Origin of the sequence: Desulfitobacterium chlororespirans DSM 11544 (assembly GCF_900143285.1) — a bacterium.
Classification (GTDB): domain Bacteria; phylum Bacillota; class Desulfitobacteriia; order Desulfitobacteriales; family Desulfitobacteriaceae; genus Desulfitobacterium; species Desulfitobacterium chlororespirans.
Genome location: NZ_FRDN01000006.1, coordinates 155150 through 175225, shown reverse-complemented (window position 1 = coordinate 175225; position 20076 = coordinate 155150). Strand labels below are relative to the sequence as shown.

Annotated in this window: 24 protein-coding genes; 4 read left to right on the top strand and 20 right to left on the bottom strand. The window is 47.2% G+C overall.

What is annotated here, in order from left to right:
* Positions 1-194: 194 nt before the first annotated feature.
* The 4 genes from BUA14_RS09055 (at position 195) to wecB (ending at position 4164) form a co-directional block, all read left to right on the top strand.
* On the top strand, positions 195-1448 hold the full coding sequence (locus BUA14_RS09055) for a serine hydroxymethyltransferase (protein ID WP_072772319.1): 1254 nt from the start codon (positions 195-197) through the stop codon (positions 1446-1448).
* 12 nt (positions 1449-1460) lie between these two features.
* The gene (gene upp, locus BUA14_RS09050; protein ID WP_072772318.1) at positions 1461-2090 is read left to right on the top strand and encodes a uracil phosphoribosyltransferase; all 630 of its coding nucleotides are present in this window, start codon (positions 1461-1463) and stop codon (positions 2088-2090) included.
* Complete coding sequence (locus tag BUA14_RS09045; RefSeq protein WP_072772317.1) at positions 2087-2554, top strand: deoxycytidylate deaminase; 468 nt, start codon at positions 2087-2089, stop codon at positions 2552-2554. The genes upp and BUA14_RS09045 overlap by 4 nt, the downstream gene beginning before the upstream one ends.
* 419 nt (positions 2555-2973) lie before the next feature.
* A complete protein-coding gene (gene wecB, locus BUA14_RS09040) occupies positions 2974-4164 on the top strand; it encodes a non-hydrolyzing UDP-N-acetylglucosamine 2-epimerase (protein WP_072772316.1) in 1191 nt (396 codons plus the stop codon).
* Between the two features lie 61 nt (positions 4165-4225).
* On the opposite strand, the gene BUA14_RS09035 is transcribed toward wecB, so the two are convergent.
* From BUA14_RS09035 to BUA14_RS08940, 20 genes are all read right to left on the bottom strand, one after another.
* A complete protein-coding gene (locus BUA14_RS09035) occupies positions 4226-4588 on the bottom strand; it encodes a hypothetical protein (RefSeq protein WP_072772315.1) in 363 nt (120 codons plus the stop codon).
* Positions 4589-4601: 13 nt separating this feature from the next.
* Entirely contained in the window at positions 4602-5312 is a 711-nt protein-coding gene (locus BUA14_RS09030) for an N-acetylmuramoyl-L-alanine amidase (protein ID WP_072772314.1), read from the bottom strand.
* Positions 5313-5314: 2 nt separating this feature from the next.
* Positions 5315-5611 carry a hypothetical protein gene (locus BUA14_RS09025; RefSeq protein WP_072772313.1) on the bottom strand — a complete coding sequence of 99 codons (297 nt, stop codon included), beginning with the start codon at positions 5609-5611 and terminating at the stop codon, positions 5315-5317.
* 92 nt (positions 5612-5703) lie between these two features.
* Entirely contained in the window at positions 5704-6717 is a 1014-nt protein-coding gene (locus BUA14_RS09020) for a BppU family phage baseplate upper protein (RefSeq protein ID WP_072772312.1), read from the bottom strand.
* Positions 6718-6791: 74 nt separating this feature from the next.
* A complete protein-coding gene (locus BUA14_RS09015; RefSeq protein ID WP_072772311.1) occupies positions 6792-6917 on the bottom strand; it encodes an XkdX family protein in 126 nt (41 codons plus the stop codon).
* A 14-nt stretch (positions 6918-6931) separates the two neighbouring features.
* Positions 6932-7276, bottom strand: a complete 345-nt coding sequence (locus tag BUA14_RS09010) for a hypothetical protein (protein ID WP_072772310.1) — start codon at positions 7274-7276, stop codon at positions 6932-6934.
* A gap of 15 nt (positions 7277-7291) precedes the next feature.
* A complete protein-coding gene (locus BUA14_RS09005; protein ID WP_072772309.1) occupies positions 7292-9046 on the bottom strand; it encodes a hypothetical protein in 1755 nt (584 codons plus the stop codon).
* Between the two features lie 11 nt (positions 9047-9057).
* Positions 9058-9816 carry a hypothetical protein gene (locus BUA14_RS09000; RefSeq protein ID WP_072772308.1) on the bottom strand — a complete coding sequence of 253 codons (759 nt, stop codon included), beginning with the start codon at positions 9814-9816 and terminating at the stop codon, positions 9058-9060.
* 22 nt (positions 9817-9838) lie between these two features.
* Positions 9839-10237 (bottom strand): hypothetical protein, encoded by a 399-nt coding sequence (locus BUA14_RS08995; RefSeq protein ID WP_072772307.1) that lies wholly within the window; start codon positions 10235-10237, stop codon positions 9839-9841.
* On the bottom strand, positions 10237-10782 hold the full coding sequence (locus BUA14_RS08990) for a putative phage tail protein (RefSeq protein WP_072772306.1): 546 nt from the start codon (positions 10780-10782) through the stop codon (positions 10237-10239). The genes BUA14_RS08995 and BUA14_RS08990 overlap by 1 nt, the downstream gene beginning before the upstream one ends.
* Positions 10782-11822 (bottom strand): baseplate J/gp47 family protein, encoded by a 1041-nt coding sequence (locus tag BUA14_RS08985; protein WP_072772305.1) that lies wholly within the window; start codon positions 11820-11822, stop codon positions 10782-10784. Before BUA14_RS08985 ends, BUA14_RS08990 begins: the two co-directional genes overlap by 1 nt.
* The gene (locus tag BUA14_RS08980; RefSeq protein ID WP_072772304.1) at positions 11815-12231 is read right to left on the bottom strand and encodes a DUF2634 domain-containing protein; all 417 of its coding nucleotides are present in this window, start codon (positions 12229-12231) and stop codon (positions 11815-11817) included. Before BUA14_RS08980 ends, BUA14_RS08985 begins: the two co-directional genes overlap by 8 nt.
* Entirely contained in the window at positions 12228-12572 is a 345-nt protein-coding gene (locus BUA14_RS08975) for a DUF2577 family protein (RefSeq protein ID WP_242954614.1), read from the bottom strand. The genes BUA14_RS08980 and BUA14_RS08975 overlap by 4 nt, the downstream gene beginning before the upstream one ends.
* A 90-nt stretch (positions 12573-12662) precedes the next feature.
* Complete coding sequence (locus tag BUA14_RS08970; RefSeq protein WP_072772302.1) at positions 12663-13670, bottom strand: XkdQ/YqbQ family protein; 1008 nt, start codon at positions 13668-13670, stop codon at positions 12663-12665.
* Between the two features lie 9 nt (positions 13671-13679).
* Positions 13680-14318 (bottom strand): LysM peptidoglycan-binding domain-containing protein, encoded by a 639-nt coding sequence (locus BUA14_RS08965; protein ID WP_072772301.1) that lies wholly within the window; start codon positions 14316-14318, stop codon positions 13680-13682.
* 192 nt (positions 14319-14510) lie between these two features.
* Positions 14511-16673, bottom strand: coding sequence for a tape measure protein (locus BUA14_RS08960; protein ID WP_072772300.1), 2163 nt, complete (start codon positions 16671-16673; stop codon positions 14511-14513).
* A gap of 184 nt (positions 16674-16857) precedes the next feature.
* Positions 16858-17238: a phage tail assembly chaperone gene (locus tag BUA14_RS08955; protein WP_072772299.1), complete on the bottom strand. Its 381-nt coding sequence runs from the start codon at positions 17236-17238 to the stop codon at positions 16858-16860.
* Positions 17238-17633: a phage tail tube protein gene (locus tag BUA14_RS08950; RefSeq protein ID WP_178371658.1), complete on the bottom strand. Its 396-nt coding sequence runs from the start codon at positions 17631-17633 to the stop codon at positions 17238-17240. The genes BUA14_RS08955 and BUA14_RS08950 overlap by 1 nt, the downstream gene beginning before the upstream one ends.
* A gap of 204 nt (positions 17634-17837) precedes the next feature.
* A complete protein-coding gene (locus BUA14_RS08945) occupies positions 17838-18761 on the bottom strand; it encodes a zinc-ribbon domain-containing protein (protein WP_072772297.1) in 924 nt (307 codons plus the stop codon).
* 243 nt (positions 18762-19004) lie between these two features.
* The gene (locus BUA14_RS08940) at positions 19005-20075 is read right to left on the bottom strand and encodes a phage tail sheath C-terminal domain-containing protein (RefSeq protein ID WP_072772296.1); all 1071 of its coding nucleotides are present in this window, start codon (positions 20073-20075) and stop codon (positions 19005-19007) included.
* Position 20076: the final 1 nt, after the last annotated feature.

Sequence of the window (20076 nt, the reverse complement as noted above, 5' to 3'; positions counted from 1 at the left end):
CCAACAACAGCGGGGGTGAAGCCCCCTCTGAGTTAAGTTATCACTGCACTAATCCGCGTTTGGCCCCCGCCTCTAGAGGCGGCGGGTGTCCAAGGGCGGCTAAGTCCAGTATGGACTCGATTAATTTTCAGTGGGGTCGAATCCCTCACTGAAAAAAGTCTCGTTCAATCTATAGAGACAGGAGTGTGGGTAATATGGATTATATTAAGGAATGGATTCTCCCTCAGGATCCCGAAGTGGCAGAGGCTATTGCCCAGGAGGAACAAAGGCAGCGCCATAAAATCGAGCTGATTGCCTCAGAGAATTTTGTGAGCCGAGCGGTCATGGCCGCCCAGGGTTCCGTTCTTACCAATAAGTATGCGGAAGGATATCCGGGAAAACGCTATTATGGCGGCTGTGAGTATGTGGATATCGTTGAGGATCTGGCCCGGGAGCGGGTGAAAAAGCTTTTTGGTGCGGAACATGCCAATGTACAGCCTCATTCCGGCGCCCAGGCTAATACCGCCGTATATTTTGCTATGCTTAAACCCGGGGATACGGTTCTCGGCATGAATCTTTCCCATGGAGGGCATTTAACCCACGGCAGCCCGGTGAATATCTCCGGGATGTATTATAACTTTGTCGCCTATGGGGTGGATCAAGCCACCGAACGCATTGATTATGACGTGGTGCGTCAATTAGCCCTTGAGCACCGCCCTAAAATGATTGTAGCGGGAGCCAGTGCCTATCCCAGACAAATCGACTTTGCTCGCTTAAGAGAAATTGCCGATGAGGCGGACTCTTACTTCATGGTGGATATGGCTCATATTGCGGGCCTGGTGGCAGCCGGGCTTCATCAAAGCCCTGTTCCTTACGCACATTTTGTAACCACCACCACTCATAAAACCCTGCGGGGCCCCCGGGGGGGACTGATTCTATGCAAAGAAGAATTTGCCAAAGCTATCGATAAAGCCATCTTCCCCGGCATTCAGGGCGGCCCGTTGATGCATGTGATCGCGGCTAAGGCTGTTGCCTTTGGTGAGGCTTTAAAGCCGGAATTTGTGGAATATCAAAAACGCATTGTGGAGAATGCTAAAGTACTGTCGGAAACTCTGGCGGAAAAAGGTTTCCGCGTCGTTTCCGGAGGCACGGACAACCATTTGATGCTTGTGGATGTACGGTCTAAAGGCTTGACAGGGAAAGAAGCAGAGTATATTTTAGATGAGGTCGGTATTACGGTAAATAAGAACACCATCCCCTATGATCCGGCCAGTCCCATGGTAACCAGCGGCATCCGCATCGGCACCCCTGCCGTGACCAGCCGCGGTATGGATACCCTGGCGATGAAAAAGATTGCCGCAGCCATCGACATTGCTTTATCGGAACCCAATGAAGCGGGGGCTGCCAAAGCTCGGGATATGGTTGCAGCACTCTGCGCAGAATACCCGCTCTACCCAAATCTAGATTAGGAGTTGACACCCATGGCAAAAGTTCATGTTCTGGATCATCCTTTGATACAGCATAAATTATCCTTAATCCGAGACGAAAATACAGGGTCCAAAGACTTTCGTGAACTGGTAGAAGAAGTTTCCATGCTCATGGCCTATGAAGTGACCCGGGACTTTCCCCTGCAGGATGTGGAAGTAAAGACCCCGGTGGCTACGATGACAGCCAAGGCAATAGCCGGACGCAAAGTCGGGTTGATTCCGATCTTAAGAGCCGGTCTGGGCATGGTGGATGGCATGCTGAGATTAATCCCCACCGCCAAAGTTGGCCATGTGGGGCTCTATCGGGATCCGGAAACACTGAAGCCGGTGGAATACTACTGCAAACTCCCTACCGATGTGGAAGAGCGTGATTTAATTGTCATTGATCCTATGCTGGCTACGGGGGGATCCGCCACGGCGGCCATCACTTTTCTGAAGGACAGAGGAGCGAAAAGCATCAAGCTGATGTGCCTGATCGCTGCTCCGGAAGGGATCAAAGAAGTTCAGAACTACCATGATGATGTGGATATTTTTGTGGCGGCAGTGGACGATTATTTAAACGACCACGGCTATATCATTCCGGGTCTCGGTGACGCCGGAGATCGGTTGTTTGGTACCAAATGAAAGAGTTAGAACGGCCCAGTTGGGATGAATATTTTATGCAGATGGCACAAGTTGTAGCCGGACGCTCCACCTGCCTGCGCCGTCAAGTGGGCGCTGTGATCGTCAAGGATAAGCAGATCCTCAGCACCGGTTATAACGGCAGCCCCACAGGATTGAGTCACTGTGCTCAAAAAGGCTGCCTCAGAATGCAGCTGGGTATTCCTTCCGGAGAACGGACGGAGATTTGCCGGGCGGTCCATGCGGAGCAAAATGCTTTGGTTCAAGCAGCCAAGCATGGGGTTTCTATTAATGGGGCGGATATCTATACCACATTTCAGCCCTGTGTGCTTTGCACGAAGCTTCTCATTAATGCCGGTATAAAACGGGTCTTTTTCCTTTATTCCTACCCGGATCCATTGGCTTTAGAGATGGCGGCTGAGGCTGAATTGGAGCTTATTCAGCTGGAATTTCCCAATTCAATATAATGCAGAAAAGGGCTAGGGATTTCCCTAGCCCTGTCAGCATATTTTAGTATTGAAAGGATCTGAAAGCTGATTCTCCAGGATTTTGTTTTACACCGGTCGCTTCATAAGCTGCGCGGACAAAACTACCGCTCAAGTCCTCCGCTCCGAAAGGTACCCCGCCAAATCGCTCCTGCTCAATGGCGGGTTGGAAACGTCCTGTTTCCAACCTTTCTCCGCTGCGTGCTTTTCGCGAAGTTTTGTTTCCGCTCGCTTAAAGTCGCTTCCCTTGTGTAAAACAAAATCCTTGGGCTGGTTTTCGAGTTTAAGCGGTACGGATGCTAGGCAGTTATCTGACCTAGCTCTGGAGCTATTGAGTACGTGAGATCTGATGTTAGAAAGCCTCTGGTGGAGGGTTTCAGGATCTCACGCCCGAAGGTACGTTGTGTGCAAAGCTACAAGACCCAGATATAAAGAAAGCTACTTTAAAGGCAAAGGAGCGTATTCAAGTGGAAGGTAAAAAGGTTATGGTAGTCTTCGGGACACGGCCTGAAGCGATTAAGATGGCTCCCGTTGTTCAAGCTCTGAAAAGAACGTCTCTGCACTGTGAGATTGCTGTGACTGCCCAGCATCGGGAAATGCTGGATCAGGTGCTGGAGCTGTTTCAGATTAAGCCGGATTATGACTTGAATCTTATGCAGGCGGGACAGACTTTAACGGATATTACAACCCGCGCCCTCCAGGGTCTGAAGGATGTGCTGGAACAAGCCAAGCCTGATCTGGTCCTGGTCCACGGAGATACCACAACCACCTTTGTGGCGGCTTTGGCAGCCTTTTATGCTCAAATTCCCGTAGGTCATGTGGAAGCGGGATTGCGTACAGGCCATAAATATTCTCCTTTCCCGGAGGAAATGAACCGCAAACTGGCCGGAGTTTTAACGGATTTGCATTTTTCGCCTACGGAAACATCGAAAAGAAATTTATTGGCTGAAGGGGTTCCGGAAGAGAAAATATATGTCACAGGCAATACGGTGATCGACGCCTTGCTGACTACCGTAAAAAAGGATTATACCTTCTCCGATGCCGCCTTAAGGGAAATACTGGGTCAGAGTGCAGGACAGCGCATGATTCTTGTCACCACTCATCGCCGGGAAAACCTCGGTGAGCCCATGCGGCAGATCTATCGGGCTTTAGCAGAGGTTTTGGAGCATTATCCGGATACCTATGTGGTGTTTCCTGTGCATAAAAACCCCTCTGTCCGCCAAGTCGTCAATGAAGTTCTGGGCCATAATCCCCGGGTCCATATGATTGAGCCTCTGGACTATGAACCCTTTGTCAACCTTCAGGCTCAAGCCAATATTATTCTGACCGATTCCGGAGGAATTCAGGAAGAAGCCCCTTCCCTTGGAATCCCTGTGCTGGTGGTCCGGGATACCACCGAGCGGCCCGAAGCGGTGGAGGCGGGGACCGTATCTTTAGTGGGAACCAGCTATGAAAAAGTTCTTCAGGAACTGAGCCGCCTCCTGGGTAATCAGGAAGCTTATGAGAATATGGCTCATGCTGTTAACCCCTATGGTGATGGCCGAGCGGCAAGCCGGATCGCGAAGATTACTGAAGATTTTCTTCAAGCATAGAGAGCTTTGGAAAAGACGACTAGAGAATGTTAGAGACCGTTGAAGCTTGTTGTGGGCTGTATTATTCGGGAGCGGCCTTCTTGCTTTCCTTAACTGGTGCGGCGAGGGCCTTTTCCTCCAGGCTTGATAAATAGTTCTTTGCTTCATCGTAGAGTCTGTCTGCCAGTTCAACGAACATGTTATAGCTAAAGACTAATTGCACATATTTAGGTAAAAGCTGATACCCCTTTTCCACCACGAAGCCGAATTTCTCTTCCCCGGTCTGCAGCGCATACTCCTCAGCCTGCTTCTCCAGCCTCAGCATCAGCGAGAGCACAATCTTCCCCGCCTTTGTCCTTCCCTGGCTGATTAGATAAATAATAAAGACTGCCACAACAAGCAGCAGCCCCCAAAAGTTCTGGATATAACCTAATGCGGTTTCCATGGCCGATCTCTCCTTACAATCCTAATTTCGCAGTCTCTATCCGGTCACTTCCGGCATAGTAGTAATTTCTGTTGCCGTTTATTCCTTGCACTCCAACCCAGTGCTTATGCTTGGCCTGGATTTTCTCTGCAAAGGCTTTATGGACCATCGGGCATTTCAGCTTAAAGCTGAGCAAAAGTGCAGCTCCGACATCTCCATCGGCATAGATTACGAGGTGATCCACGTCATGCTCTCCCTTCAAATCAGTAAATAACTCTGCCCAGGGAAACTTAGCCCCTGGGCAGTTTGGTCTGTTTATACTGTCAATTCTGTAATGACCAATGATATGCCGGTTATCAATGGCGATGGCTGGGTACTTGGCGATGAGCTGCTTGTGGAGCCATAGGGTGGACTGATACTGAGCTTCTGTCAGCTCATCTCCAGGCATTCCTTCGTGTTCAATGCCGATGGTATAGTAGTTGGGATTCGTTCCATCATACAGGTTCCAATCGGGTTTGCTCACTATGCCTGCATGCCAGGCTGTGTTTTCATCTTTGACCAGCTGCAGTATGCGGCCGTTTCTTAAAACCAAATAATGTGCACTTGCCTGGGAGCCAGGATGCTGCATCCAGTCTAAGCAGCCCGGATAATAACCGGCGGTGATATGATTGACAATGGCCAAGGGTTGGAGGCCGTTGCGACCATATCTAAAGTTGGGGGTACCTACCCATTCGATTTGCGGCATACTTACTCTTCTTTCTGCTCGATGCGGTCAATCCGCTTGTGAGCTTGTTTTGATGACTCTTCAACCCGGGTAAGGCGTTCACCCATAGCATCTACGCGCTGCCCCTGGGTACGCTGTTCAAGCCGGATATCATCTACCCCGCGCTTAAGATACTCCATATCTGTGCGGAGGGCGGTGTCGACTGCGGCATCTTTTCTGACTTCTTTCTCTGCTTCCTTAGCTCTTGCCGTCCAGCCTAAGATGATTCCGGACAAAGCAGCCGCTACCCCAAGGAGGGTTGTAATAAGTGTAAAGTCCAAGGGCTATCACCTACCTCTTTTGAAGATGAACCTTAAGACCGCAACCCGCCGTTTCCGGCGGGTTGCGAGTGTGAGAAACGCTCTATGTGGCGTTATGTGTTTATTCTTCGTAGGCTCGGCGCTGCGAAATAGACCGGGTTATCTATACTGGCTTTATTGGTCTGCACAAACACTTGAGGTCTTTTATTCTCACCCTGCCAACGAAATTCTATGGTAAACAGCCGCCAGTCATTGTTTATCTCTCGCGTGCCATCCTCGGAGCCTAGAACGTAGTCATAGCTCCCACCATCGTACGGAATAATAAAGCGCGCCTCAACATCACTAAATTCTGTTCCGTCTTTTCTTGTGTAATAAGATACCCGGTACATCTCTCCTGGTATCAATTCTGTAGTCGTTGTGCCTCTTAGCCACAGCCATGGCTGTGGCATTTTAAGCACCTGGCCTCCGCATTGAATTTGCTCTAAAATTTCAACCCCGGATTGACCTGGATCAAGTGAGGACCAAGTAAGTGGGGTGGGGTAGATGTTTGGCCCCTGCGCGCCTAAGATTATATCGCGCAAAAAGTCATCTACAGTCCCGGTATTTCCTTGCGTCAGCCAAAGATCATAGGCGGAGGCTCCTGCCGGACCAGGCTCTCCCTGAGGACCTTGCTTTCCTTCTACATTTTGCACATCAGCGATCAGCTGCTGCAAAATGGGAATTTCGTCCATGCTTTCAATCGCCTCGTCGTTTAAAAGAGCTTTTCGAACGTCAAAGGCAAAACGAGGAGTAGAAAGTAGTTTTTCCCCTGCCAACAGCCTTACCTCAGCATGCACCTTGCCGGCCACCGCGATCGTGTTTGTTTTTAGAGTACAGGTGATTTTTCCATTGGCGGCGTCCGTGATGGTTACCCCGTTGGCCAGATCCTGAATAACAGTTGTGCCGTCAGGTTTTGCGAAAACAATTTCGACGGTCAGCTCTGATAGGTCTACAGGATCATTCATCTCTCTAATTGAGATATCCAGAGCACAGGTTCCGATATCCCCCTGCACAAATTCCATAACAGGCGCGTGCATAGCCTTTTCACGCTTTATATCCAGAGAAAGTCCGTATTTTTTTAACAACATTTTTATTCTCCTTCCAAATAAAAATAACGCCCTTTAGGCGTTCGCGGTACTGCGCAAAAGGGGTCTATTGCGCATCAATAATCTTCTCCAGTTATCTCCTTATACTGCCCAGCCGTGATAACCCTGCCTACGGCAAGCTTCACCATTTGTTTTGTCCATAATCCCTTTTCATAGTTGCTCTTAATAATTTCAAATGACATAGCTTATTCCTCCTTTATTCCATCGGTATCATCATCATAGACTGAAATTCCATTGCCGCGGCTATACGCTCTTCCGCCGATGGCCCTGAAGCAGGTGGATTTTCTTCGAAGTAGGTAATTGCATCTAATACCTCTTGGTCAGTCATTTCATCAGTAATAGATGTACCCTGTTTCCTATAAAGTTCTTTTGTTGCTTCAAACTCCATAAACACTGTCATATTAACTGGTTGGTTAGCAATAACATATTTCATATTAGACAATCTTGAAGCTGGAAACTGATTGAATACTTCCTGTGGACTTAAAACTTCACCAATAGGTGTTATTAGTGTTTCTTGCTTATCCCAAATTTTGTACTTCATAATATTAACCTCCTATTATTTTGAAATAATTCCCTTTTTGTATTTTACATAACCAGTTACTCTTCCCGGATAGATCAATGTTGTATTTACATTGGCTACCTGTTCACTGCTCTCTGTAAATTTATATTTACTACCTTTGGTTACCAATATATTAGCTGTAAAATCACTTAAATAAGTATCTATATTTGAGTAATCTGAATTATACACAGGAAACAAAGTATATCCTCCAACATATGCATTTGAGAGATTACTGCCATTTTGCGATAGTAACAATGTACTAGGAGCAGTTCTAACAAGGGATGAATCATAAATATCTACTACGTTTGTTTGCTGATTGCCATACCAATCTATATACCCTCCAACAAACATAGCGTAACCGTACTCAGAGGCTCCTGAGGTATAATATCTGTTTTTTGATAGTGGTGGGGCAACAATACGAGTAAGAGACGTATTATAAGCATCTACCACATTATAGAGATCATTTGAATATTTTCCCCCAGTAAACAAAGCATAGCTACCATTTGAAGCTCCCGCAAAGTAATCTCTTTGTTGAGATAATTCAGCAGGAGAAGTTCTGACAAGGGATTGGTTGTAAGCATTTACCGCCTTTGTCTGAGCAAGTAAAACATAATCTCCTACGTTTGCTCTTGCTACTGTGTACCTTACTGTATTATCAATATTAAGAATAGTTCTAACAAGAGATTGATCGTACGCCTCAATTGTGTCATAACTTCCTCCCAAAAATAAGGCATAATTGCCTATCCTTGCTCCCATTAAATACCTCTTTTCTTGAGACAATACTGTAGGAGAAGTTCTGATAAGAGACGTATTGTAAGCATCAACTACGTTTGAGGAACTACTACTGTTAAGTCGTCCCCCAGCAAACAAAGCATAGCTACCATTTGAAGCTCCCGCTATCCCCTCCCTTGGTTGAGACAATACTGTAGGAGAAGTTCTGATAAGAGACGTATTGTAAGCATCAACTACGTCTGAGAGACTACTACTACCGCTAATTGCTCCCCCCGCAAACAAAGCATAGCTGTCATTTGAAGCTCCCGCTGCACCAGATCTTGCTTGAGATAACTTTATAGGAGAAGCCTTATTTATACCATTTACACTAGAATAATAGTTTACAAAGTCAACCTGTGCATATCCCCCCCCTCCGCTACGCAAGATAAAAGACGTGCCGTTGTATACAGCCTGATAAAAACCCACAGGGAGATCCCCAGCAGTTAACACTGAGCCTTCCGAAGACAGCAATGATTTAACTCCTGTGCCGTCTGCGTTGATTGTACAGGCTCCAGTGTTGACCGCGGTTTGTTGCCATTCCACCGCTGCCCCAGTAACTAACGCAAAACCAGGATTTGCAACAACAATTGCATTCACAGAGCCAGTGTTTGGTTTGTACATAAGCCTTGAGTTGAGGGCCTGGGCAACACGCTGCGCCGTAAATGCCCTGGCCGTTGTGGCGGTTAACGCTTCGGCCTCTGCTTGGCTGATAACCGTGCTACTGAGCTTTTTGTCTAATTCAACCTTTAGTCCAGCTGGGGTCACGGCTCTTTGGTTGTCTGTGCCTGCGGTTACCTCTGCAGCAGTAGCAATCTCAATGTGTCCGGCCTTGGTTTCCGTCGCATTTTCCGCAAAGTGCGTAGCAAGGGTATCTCCTTCGGCGTTAACCAATACATTCTCGGCAGTGGTAATCGGCAAAACGGAATCCCAGCCATTGTTCGTTGCATTGCGCTTTTTTATAACTGTGTTGTATGTGGCCATTTTAAGCCCTCCTAAATAATTGCATACCATAAGTCTCCACTGGAGGGAGACTCCGGTTCGGTGACATTTACTGTTATACTAGGCAACCCGTCGAGTTTTGATTTATCCACGCCGCTCATCAGACCAGCATTACCGCCTGCTGCGGCACCTGGAATTACGTCGGCACCACCCGTGATATGTGTTGCTCCGTGGGCAGAGGGTGTACCTGACGCGTGTGAGTGTGAAGATATCACTCCTGTAAGTTTGGCCTCAATCTCGGCTTTGGTGATGTCACTATTTTTCTGAGCATTAGCTGGAGCATGGGCGGATTGGCTATGATCGTAAGCTGTTTTTCCACGGTCACCGCGATAGGCTGTACTTGACGTTTCACCCAAGGCCAGTGAAGCACTAATTTCAACATAACCAGTACCACCCCAGCGATAGGTTTTATTCGTATCTATTGCGATATAGATTTTCCCAGTTTCGCCGCTCGAGGGAAATGCGGCCTGATTTGCGTATTCTAAAACATCGTCTACATAGGATGGCAATTGCGATGCAGGCACTTTGCCGCTTGCATCGAGTTCAGGATACCCGTTAGCCGTTCCTTTTTTACTCGCATTTTCCGGTGTAAAACCCAGAGCAGTTTGCTTACCATTCCACGATGCTTTTTCAGTATCTGACACAAACCTTTTAGCTGCGGATTCGGTTACGTTCTCGGCTTTTGTCTTCGGGTAGAGATTATCCCAAATTTCTCCGTTTCTTTGTTTGATTTGGACGTTTATATCTGCCATGGTATTGCCCACTCTTCCTTTATTAACCTTTTATAGGCTCAAACCAATAACCATCGGTTTCCGGTGGAGTAGTGCTGGTTTGAGCATTTGCAATATTTACTCCACCGCCATCAAAATTTACTTCAGATCCTATTGCAAACCACAGTGTTTTATGGTTCACTGCTGATGGCTCCTCTTCTTGCAAATATATACTTTCCGCCTTATGCGCAGCAAGTGCGCTCGCCACGGCCCCTGCTGCAGAGCCAGCGGCATCCGCGTAGGACTTGGCAGTAGCCTCCGCCGCATCGGCTTTGGCTTGAGCTCCGGCGATAGTTTCCGCATGATCATCCACAGCCTGAAGCATTTCTCTGATGGCTTGCCTTGAAACATTTTCATTTCCTAAGGGTAAGGGTATTCCTAATCGTGCTGATTGTTCTGGCATCAGCTAAGCACCTCCAGTTCATTCCAGGTAAGACCTTGAGCATCGAACTGAGCCCAAGTCCAGTTTTTAGCATCAAGCTCATACCACACCAGATAAGTAAATTCATAGATGGCTTTCAGATGAGCCGGTTTTATTTCCTCGATCGCATCTTTAAGATCATCCAGATTGGGCGGTATTCCTTTGGCCCCCACAAATTTCACAGTAAATTGATACTTGGCGTTATCTTCGGCAATTTCTACTTCCCCATTGCTGAAGCTTTCCGCAGCATTTTTAATCATCGCGCTTGTCGTTGAACCTTGGCCGCGTATCTTGCTTAATAGTCTGGTTCTGCGGTAGTCATAAGATTTTGAGACATCTGTTTTAAGTCCATAGGCCTGCTCCCAGTAGCTTAGTCCCCAGGTAGCTGTGTTGGCATCCAGTTGCTTAAACACATCGGCTTTAGCCGCCTCTGCAGCCGCAATCTGATTTCCCAAAGCCGCCTGCAGTTCTACGACTTCCTGACTGTTCTTGTAATTGGCCGGCAATAACTCAAGCAGCTCCGCCATCAACTGATCACCACCATTCCTGCAACAGGGACCTCATTAGCGGCGATGGTAATATTTGATGTTCCGCCATTGACGGTTAGATCTGTATAGTCAATGACCCCTTCGATATCCAGGAGCATAAAAGCAAGGCGATTGTAAATCAGTTCATACTTTTCAAAAGCAATGCTCTGCAAATAAGCGTTCAAGCTGTTCGCAAAAGCTTCCTTCACCGCGGACTTGGTGGTTGTACTTTCAATAGTAATCGTTGCCTCTACATTAATCGTAAGCGCCGAAGCACTTTCTACGGTCACCGTCGCTCCAATGGGCCTATTCTGTTGGATATGGTCAGCGCAACGGGTCACAACCTCTTGATCCACAGGAGCTTTAGCAGGGCTAACGATCAGGACCTTAACCGTGCCCGGTCCATTCCAGAGGGGAGCTACCTTTACCCCTCCCACACCATCAACAGCTAAAGCCCATTGTTCATAATGATAAACATTGCCGCTGGTTGTCGGCTTGCGAAGATAGGCATAGAGCCTTTCGACCAGGCTTTTATCGCTTTCCGGGTCTGTGCCCCCGACGGCAGCTTCATTGGTTACGCCGGTAAGTCCTGAGATGCTGACAATCTGCTGAGTAATGCTGCCGCCGGGAACATTGTAGGCTTCGCCTGTTTCAGCCGCTATGGCTGTGGTGCTGGCTGCTCCGGCGGTGAGCGTAACCGCCGACTCAGTGACAAATTCCAGGCCGTCACCTGTTAGAAAAACCGTCCCTTTAGGAACCGCCTTACCGTCGATTCCTGTGAAGCGCAGCACTGCGGAAGCCTTTGTACCGGATTTTCTGATGATCCCATAATGGGCAGCCTTTTTGTCAATATATACCCCAGAGGTTTCATCCACATAGACCATGGGGATAAGGGCATTCAAGCTGTCGTAAAGCTTCCAGATTGCTAAAGCAGTCGGGTTGACAAGATTATTCGTATAGCTTCCTTCCCGGACATCTACCAGCGCAAGTTCATTTAGGATATTTTCTTTGATACTTTCAGGCGTAATAGCTTCAAACATTGATATTCACCTCCCCATAAACCGTGATTATTCTGCAGCCAACCTTTACTGTTTCATTGGCAAAGTTAACTGTTATATCGGCTACATCTGTAATATATGGATTGATTAACAGGCATTCCCTTACAAATCGGGTTACCTCAGAACGTTTGAGGTCATCCGTAAAAGGCTGGCCAATCAACTGCTCCACTTCGTTGCCATAATTCCAAGTGTAGATCTCATACCGGTACCTGGGGGTATGGAGAGCATTCCATGCCCAAACCAAAACGGCCCGTGCCCCGTTGACAAAAGAGGGTGAGCCGTTTTTATAGATCGGTATATCCAGTTCAAAGTCCCAGTCCACTTCTCGGCAGAGGGGTAACGCTGTTTCAACCCTTGCCGCCCCCGGCTGAATCATCGGGAAAAGGCTCATAGGCTCACCACCTTGCAGAGTACGATAAATTTCTGATTATCCTCAAGGGAGAGCAGTAAAACACTGTCATCTTCAGCTAAGCTGCCCTCTATGCCGGCGGTAGCCGACATACTGCCGCCACTGATCGCCAGATTCCCTGTATCACCATGAAAAGTTCCGGTAAGATTTCCGGATAGTTCCGACATGGATAGGGCTTTAGTACGCCGCGCAATTCCCCCATTGATCAGCAGATCGTCCCCGGACAAAATGATGCCTGATGTACTTACTTTAAGGGGATTAACGTTAACGACTTTCCCTAAGCGATAAGATGTGGGCAGTTGTTCTTTAGCTTCACCGCGCATAGTCTCCAAAAGTCTAGTGTAAGGGTTATCTTCCATAGTTAAGTGTCATTCCTTTCGCTGCACTCAAGACCCAGAATTGAATGAAGGTCTTCAACCGGCTGCCTTTTCGCCGCTTTGGTTCGGCAATGTACCCACTTCCTTTTCGTCCATGATGTTCTTAAAATTGATAACCAGCTTGTTGAGATAAAGACCATTCTTCCAGGTATGAGTGTCACTATCGATGTAGAACAGTCCGTAAAGCCCGGTGTAGGGTTCCCGGACCACTACGGTGCCCCCGGAGACATTGGCCGCATTGCCGAGATTATTGATGGTAATCTTCTGTTGCAGGCCATTGTCATCCAGCATGTCCTGAGCTCTCTTTCCGGCATTCTCATCATCTGGCTGCCGGATATAGTCTTGCAGCAATCCGTACAGCCCAATGGATTCATCATTTTTGACACGGCGGATCAAATTGTCATCTTTATCGTAGATCGCAATTTGGTTGATCAGGCTCCTTATACTTTCTGAGGTGCTGGCCTCCATGAGATTGGAGCCGCCCTCAATCACCAGAGTCTCATCGGTAACCTTTTTTTCCAGGACATAAAGCTTTGGCCCTTTAAAGACCAGGTAGTATTTCTTCTTGGTCTGGTAAGAGGCCAGGGTGTAGGCAGTTTGGATGATATCATACAGTGTCGAACCAAGGAAATTACGGCTGATTTTAACTCCTGTATCAATGATTTCCCCGATTTCGATGTCAAAATCGGCACAGATCCTTTTGGCAATCGCCTCCGGAGCTTGATTTGTGAATTTATATGAGGTTTTGTTGCGTTTGAGATAGATTCCCCGGTCAAAGCAGGTAATATCAATAGTACTGCTTCCTGTATTCTTGGTGCGCTCAAATATATAGCCTTCGAATAATGTGTTGTTGTCCTGTATGAGCAGGATAGAATGGCCCAGGTTGCATGGGATCGTGGGTATATGCTTGTCGAGGGGAGAGGACAGCAGGCTGAAATCCAAGGTTCTGGCACATTGCTGATAGTCTCCGGACCACGTTATCTGGGGGACCAGCTGGCTTATATCGAATGTTCCCTCCGTGTTTTTCAAAAGCAGTTTAACCACTCTGACTGGTCACCTCCCCGATACCAATTGGCTTTTATCCGGCATGTTGAGTATTTGTTCGGGAAATATCAAATGCGGATTCGTTAGGCCATTGGCGTCAGCCACTTGGGGATAGAGACTGGCGTCCCCATAAAACTTTCGGCAGATGGAGCTCAGAGTATCTCCGCTTTCGACTGTATACGCTGTGGGCTTGTCGATGGCTGCGGCGGCAGGTCGGGGTTGGTTCTCAGTTCCGCTTTGCTCAACTTTTACGGCATTTAATTGCCGGTATTCGCGCAGAGTAAGGGTAGCGTAAACATCATGGGTCCCGTCCCGCTCTGAGTAAGCAATGGACTCCACTAAAACAGGGAGATTGACGGGGGTGTTCGGGATAACAAAGCGAATCACTTTGCGTTTATCGCAGAATTTTTGAAAGGTCTTCACATAGGTATAAGGATTCTCATCGGTAAGGGAAAAGGGGTAGGGTTGGGCAGGGAAGAGACAGTCTATTTTGATAGCGGCAAGGGTCCCATAGCCCGCTATATTAACATCACCAAGAGTATGAATATGGATGGTCTCTATCTTTATACCATGGGTAATCGTAAAGGACGGGGGCGTAACGGGAAGCAGGAGTTCCCGGTTTCCATCCTTGAAGATGAATTTTCGCAAACAATTCGCCTCCTTTTTGGGGTAGAAAAAAAGCACCCCCATTGTAGAGCGCTTGTAGGATAAGGACATTCACCTGTTCCTGAAGAGTGGCATAGACTATAGTGTATGCTTGGTTCAAAGTAATTTCTCTCAATAGGATTAGTGAAATTCCCAAGCGCTTGGGAATTTGGAATGAGAAAAGGCAGCCCAAAATCAAATGGCCAGTGCAGAGGCCCTCGTCAGGTTCCTGGCCAGTTCACGGGCTACTTTGCCAATATCTGCCTCTTCCCTGATGATGAAGCTGTTGCCGGTGATGCTTATAGTGCTTGCCCCGGAACCTTTTAAGGCCCGTGCCTCGCTGGCGGTCAGAACCCGCTCCCCTTCGTGGAGCAGCGCCGGGAAATTATCATAGGGTACATAGCTTAGGCCATAGGCTTGCTTGTCACCAGCAAAGAGTTTATTGAGCATATCTTCGCGCGTCGCCCCCCCGATTGGCGATCCTGTGCTTGGTGTGTTTGTGCTCGATCTCTGTGCGCTTGGTTCCCAAATGCTTGGCCTGCCTGTGCTTGATGTATTCGTGCTAGATGCTTTTATTTTTGAATTCTCAGCTATTGCAGACTCTATGCCCTTCGAAAACACAAGCCCCATCTCATACCCGGCATTATGATATTCAGCTCTTAAGGCCGCATCGTTTCTGATTCTGCCTACAAGCTTTTTATTCGAATCTATCATTAATTGCGCCCCATCGCTGGCGTTATACTCATCCTGCGCTATTGCCTGGGCTTCGGCAAGCAGCCCTCCCATCTTAGCTCCGGCTTCGTCAGAGTTGCTTGAGGCATATTCGGTGTATTCTTCATACAAGCCCATAAGTCTGTTTTTAATGTCGTCGCTAAAAATAGAGCTTATATCACCTGTCATAACTGCAGTTACCGCATCTCTTTCATATTGTTCAGATAAATTTTCTAATGACGCCCGCCACTCCCCGATCATGTGGTTAGCTTCTTTTAATTTCTCGCCACTCTCCCCCTCAAAGTAATCCGTCTGGGCTTGTAAGCCTTTTTTCCGTTCCTCTGCAAAACCCTCCCCCATGGCTGCATCCATATTATCTCGAGCATTCTCTAAGTTGCTCGAAAGTCCTTGGTAGCTTTGATTCAGTTTGTCCATATTCCCGGCATACTCTGCGCCCATATAATCGGCGATTGCTTTAGCGGCTTCGACACCGGAGATTTTCCCTGTGGAGACCATTTCCTGTACCTCAGATTCGGTTACAGTTTCAGTTACACTGAATGCCTTGGCAAGGGATTCCCACACCGGGATACGTCTTTCAAGCAAGGGATTCAGGAGCGCCTGTGTGGTTTGCTCGCTGGACCGCAGACGCCCCAAACTGGCGGCTACGTAGTTCATGTCCTCACTGCTCATACCCAAGGCCGTTCCGGCATCTCCGATTTTGGTAAGTTCCTCAAATAATTCGTCCTGCTTATAGCCGTTCTCGATCATCGTCTTGCTTATAGCGGCGAGCTGATCATAGTCAAAGGGTGTGGCTACGGTAAAGCCCGCCATCTCCGCCAGGAAATCCTTAGCAGCTTCATCACTGCCTAAGAGGGTTCCAAAGGATAGCTGTTTTTGTTCGCGGTTTCCTGCAATGCCTATTCCACGGGCAAGTGTATCTTCCTGGGATTGTTTAATGGTACTATACTGTTCCTGCACATAATTTTTAAAGGCATCGTCCTTTTTATTTTTGATGGATGTTGTCCCATTTAGCAGACCTAATCCTAAACCTGCAGCTGCTCCGGCGACTGTTCCAATAACCGGGGAACCAACCACTGATCCTATCGCCGCGCCTGAAATCACTCCACTTAGCGCATTTTGAAACATAGTACCTGCATCTGAGCCATATGCACTGGTGGCATACGCATTCGCAATATGTGTCACGGTATCTTCTAAAAGCTTTCCTGCCCCTGCCGTCGCCAACTCGCCTAGCAAACTTTTGCCAGCGCTCCCTCCGGCCCCTGCCCGGTTTTCGCTTTTGCTTATTGCACCGTATAGGCTAAGGATATCTTTCTCTGCTTGACGGGCACTATCTGCGACTAAACCGAAGTTTCTTCTGGCATTCTCATAATTCGCATTGTTTACTTCCATTTGTATTTTGTCAGCAGCATTTCTAGTTAAGGAAAATTGTTTTTCTGCTTCTTGTAAGGCTTGTTTTGCCTTGCCCATGTCGACCTTAAGACTGATTTTTGTTTTATTTAAAGCATCCAGTTTAAACGAAAGACCCATAAGATCCTTACTAAAGGACTGGTTAGCATTGCGTATCGTGGTAATCGCCTGAGTATAGTTATCCTGAGCTGAAATGTTTATACTAATATCACGAGACATATTTGGTATCCCCCTATTGTTTTACGTAGATGGGAAAATGGTACAATAAATTTATTTCTCCGACCTTTGTTCCATGTGTTTTTCAAAGAAGGCTCTTATCATCACCTTTTCCCCTGGAGGCAGGTTGTAATAAGAGCCTGGTGTTATGTTCTTTTCGATAAACAAATAATACATAAGCTGGATCTCAGGATCCGACTCTATTTTTTTTAACCTCTTCTACCGTAGTAACCCGATAGCCGCTCAGTTTCTCGATTTCCCGGGAAATATCCTCGATTTCGCCCGGAAGAAGCATGGTTTTGATCATTTCCAAGGGCGTAACCGCATTATATTTTTGCTTAAGATCCTCGGACTTCAGATCGGGGGAGATCACACCGGCCAAGAGAATGTGAACTTCCATATCGCCGCCGGCATGGCTGTTTTTAATCTCAGCCACCCGGTTGAAGCTGAGGGCCCGCAACCGGAAGATGATATCCCCGCCGCAGGCTTTGCTCAACCGCTTTAATTTAATCTCTTTCTCCGGCATATTGGGCCGCTCCCCTTTAAGCAACAGCTCTAAGGTATCCATTATCTCGCCTCCACAGCGTCAAGAAGTTCATAATCCGTAAAGGAAAAGGGAGCCTCGATCTTTCCGTTGGTGGCTACTTCCCAATCGGCCAGAGTCAGATCGTCGAAGCTTACATTTTTCAGTACAACCCGCTCAGCGCCATAGGCATCCGGGTCATTCAGCTTGGAGATCACCACAAAACGCAAATCTTTGCCGTTGCGGATCGAGGCGCCAATAGCGTTAGCCATCCGGCTGGAGACCTTGTGCATCCGCAAGGAGCCTGTGCAGCTGATACTGGAGACTTTCTTATCCGTAGCCATCCGACCGCAAATTTGCACATCTTCTTTATTAAAGCTTACTTTAGCCTGCATGCCATAGCATTCACCCACATAGGCGTTATCCAGCCAAACTTCCAATATGTTATCCTGCGGGCTGCTTTATCCCACAGTTCTATATGTTTCCACATAGTTCAGACTATATCTTCACCCGTTAAGGGTGGCGGGTACTCGTGTTGGGCTTATTGGTTGCCTTCCTCACCCATTAGTCGTTGCACCTTCCAGGCTACTTTCGGGCTTCGCCTGGCTCGGCTCAGAGTTGCCATAGCATAACAAAAGAAGTGCTCATAAAGCACTCCTTAGAATCAAATTTATCTCATCAATTTGAGTGTATGGTATTCTTAATAATGCAATGCCGTAACGAGAGCAGAATTCGTCCTTTATTTTCTCACTTCTTTTAATTGATGCAAGTTTTTCTTGGGCATTGACCCATCTTCCAACTTTATAATGCAATTCTCCATCGTATTCTATTAACAGTTTCAGTTCTCCCTTATCATTGAATACGGCGAAGTCAAAAGGTAAATAACTTTTATGTTTGCAACGTTCATCTCGATATTCTCTTACAAAGTTATAACTATGTTCGACTAAAAAGTCATAAATTCTTTTTTCACCTTTTGATTCAGCGCAGTGTGGGCATCTTACTCCTTGCAGAAAGTTGCCAGCTCGCATACTAAATTCTCGACCACAAAAGACATGTTCAAACTTAATGTGCACGGCATCACCTTTATATTTCCCCAAGACCTTATATTCATCTTCGACCAAGGATTTAACCTCTTCAACATATTGCTCGTGGGTCTTTTTCCTTAGGTCTCCAATTCGGCCATATCCACATATCGGACAGGTATGACCAGCTAAAACGTGTTTTGGTGAAGCTTCAAAAGTATGTCCGCAGTTTATATTCCTAAATAGCACCTTTTTACTGTTGTTTACATAGTCGCTTAAAGCGACACAGGCACCGTTTGTTTTATCTTTTAACCGGTTAACAAACTCCCTGTGCGAGTTAGCATTACATCTACCGATATGGTGGTGCGCGCAAATAAAGCATCTTCTCCCCCCTTGGAATGAATTCCATGTGGCTTGATAGATATGCCCTTTATTGCATTTAATGTCGAGCTTAGTATGCGCATTGATGTAATCCGCAGAGAGTAATTCGTACCCTTCAAGATGGAAATATGCACGCAACTCTGCTACAATTTTCTTTTTTGACATTGAAACAGCACCTCCGAAAGTGCGTTCGATAATTAAATTGTAGGAAGAAGGCTCGGAAAACCTTCTTTTTCAATGGGATTCGCGATTCCTATATGTTTATAATACCATACTTTTGTTGCTATACCTTAGGTTTTCTCTGAATTCTCCCGCTTTATTACCTGATTATTACTAATCAGGAGGGCAAAGTTTCACCCCATGTACCAGACATTACTCTTTTCGCACTATCCACTTGTCCATTCCTCCTTAAATCACAATATCCAGATCGATATCCTCAATAGCATCCAGGATCTTGATGCTGGCTTTGAGGTAGACCTTATCCCCGGTGTTGGCCTCTTTGATGTCCTGTTCGGACAGGGCGGAGGTATCCACTCCCGCGGACTGCAGATAAGCTTCCTGAGCTTCGGTATCGATACCTACCGAGCTGGTTCCTGGCTGCAGGATTCCGTCCAGCTCCAATTGAGCGAAATAGCCGCTGATCGCTGTGATCAGCAGGCATTTGTTATCGTAACTATTGGCATATTTGCCGATATAGTTATCCTGAGCGGTCATCTTAATATCGTTGCGGATCATATCCACAGCTTCCACAATCTTGATCTTCTTAAATATTTCGCTTTTGTCAGGGTTAGTCGTTTGCAGGCTATTCACTCCCCGCCCGACTTTAACTTTCTCACCATCGTGGAAAATAATAAACTCACCACGGTCAATTGCTGTATCCATGTCCGCTTTGGCTAGTCTGGTCACATCGGTAACCTCAGGCAGTGGAGCATAAGTGCAGCTGATGGTCATGGGAGTACCGGCAATCAGCCCGGCAATCCGGGAGCAGTAGCCCGAGGCGTCGTAAGTAGCTGTTCCCACTTGAATGCCGGAAGTTGTGAAGTTTATAATTGCTTGACTATCTTCAGCCTTGTGGGGCAGCACGGTTTTAGGTGTCAATCCGTTGGCGCGTTGAGCGGCTACCCATGAGGCAATCTCTGTCGCCTCGGCAGCATCACAGTCCGGGGGACCGACGACATAATCGAAAGTCTGCGTAGCTAAATAGCTTAAAGCGGCGGCAAGGTTTTCAGCCGTATCAGGCAGTACATAGACAAGCACCTTACGCGGCGGGTGCACATAGCCCAAAAACGAGCGACTGATATAATCCTTATTCAGTGTTCCCAGAGCTGCGGGGATCTGGGTCACATTGGTCAGTACATGCATCCCTTGAGCGGTCGTAGCAGCGTCCTTTAAAATAATGGCAACGGTTCCCTTTTGCGAACGCTTAATAGCAGCAGCAGCCGTTGTCTTAAATTCAATATTGATATTTGGGAGTCCCAAT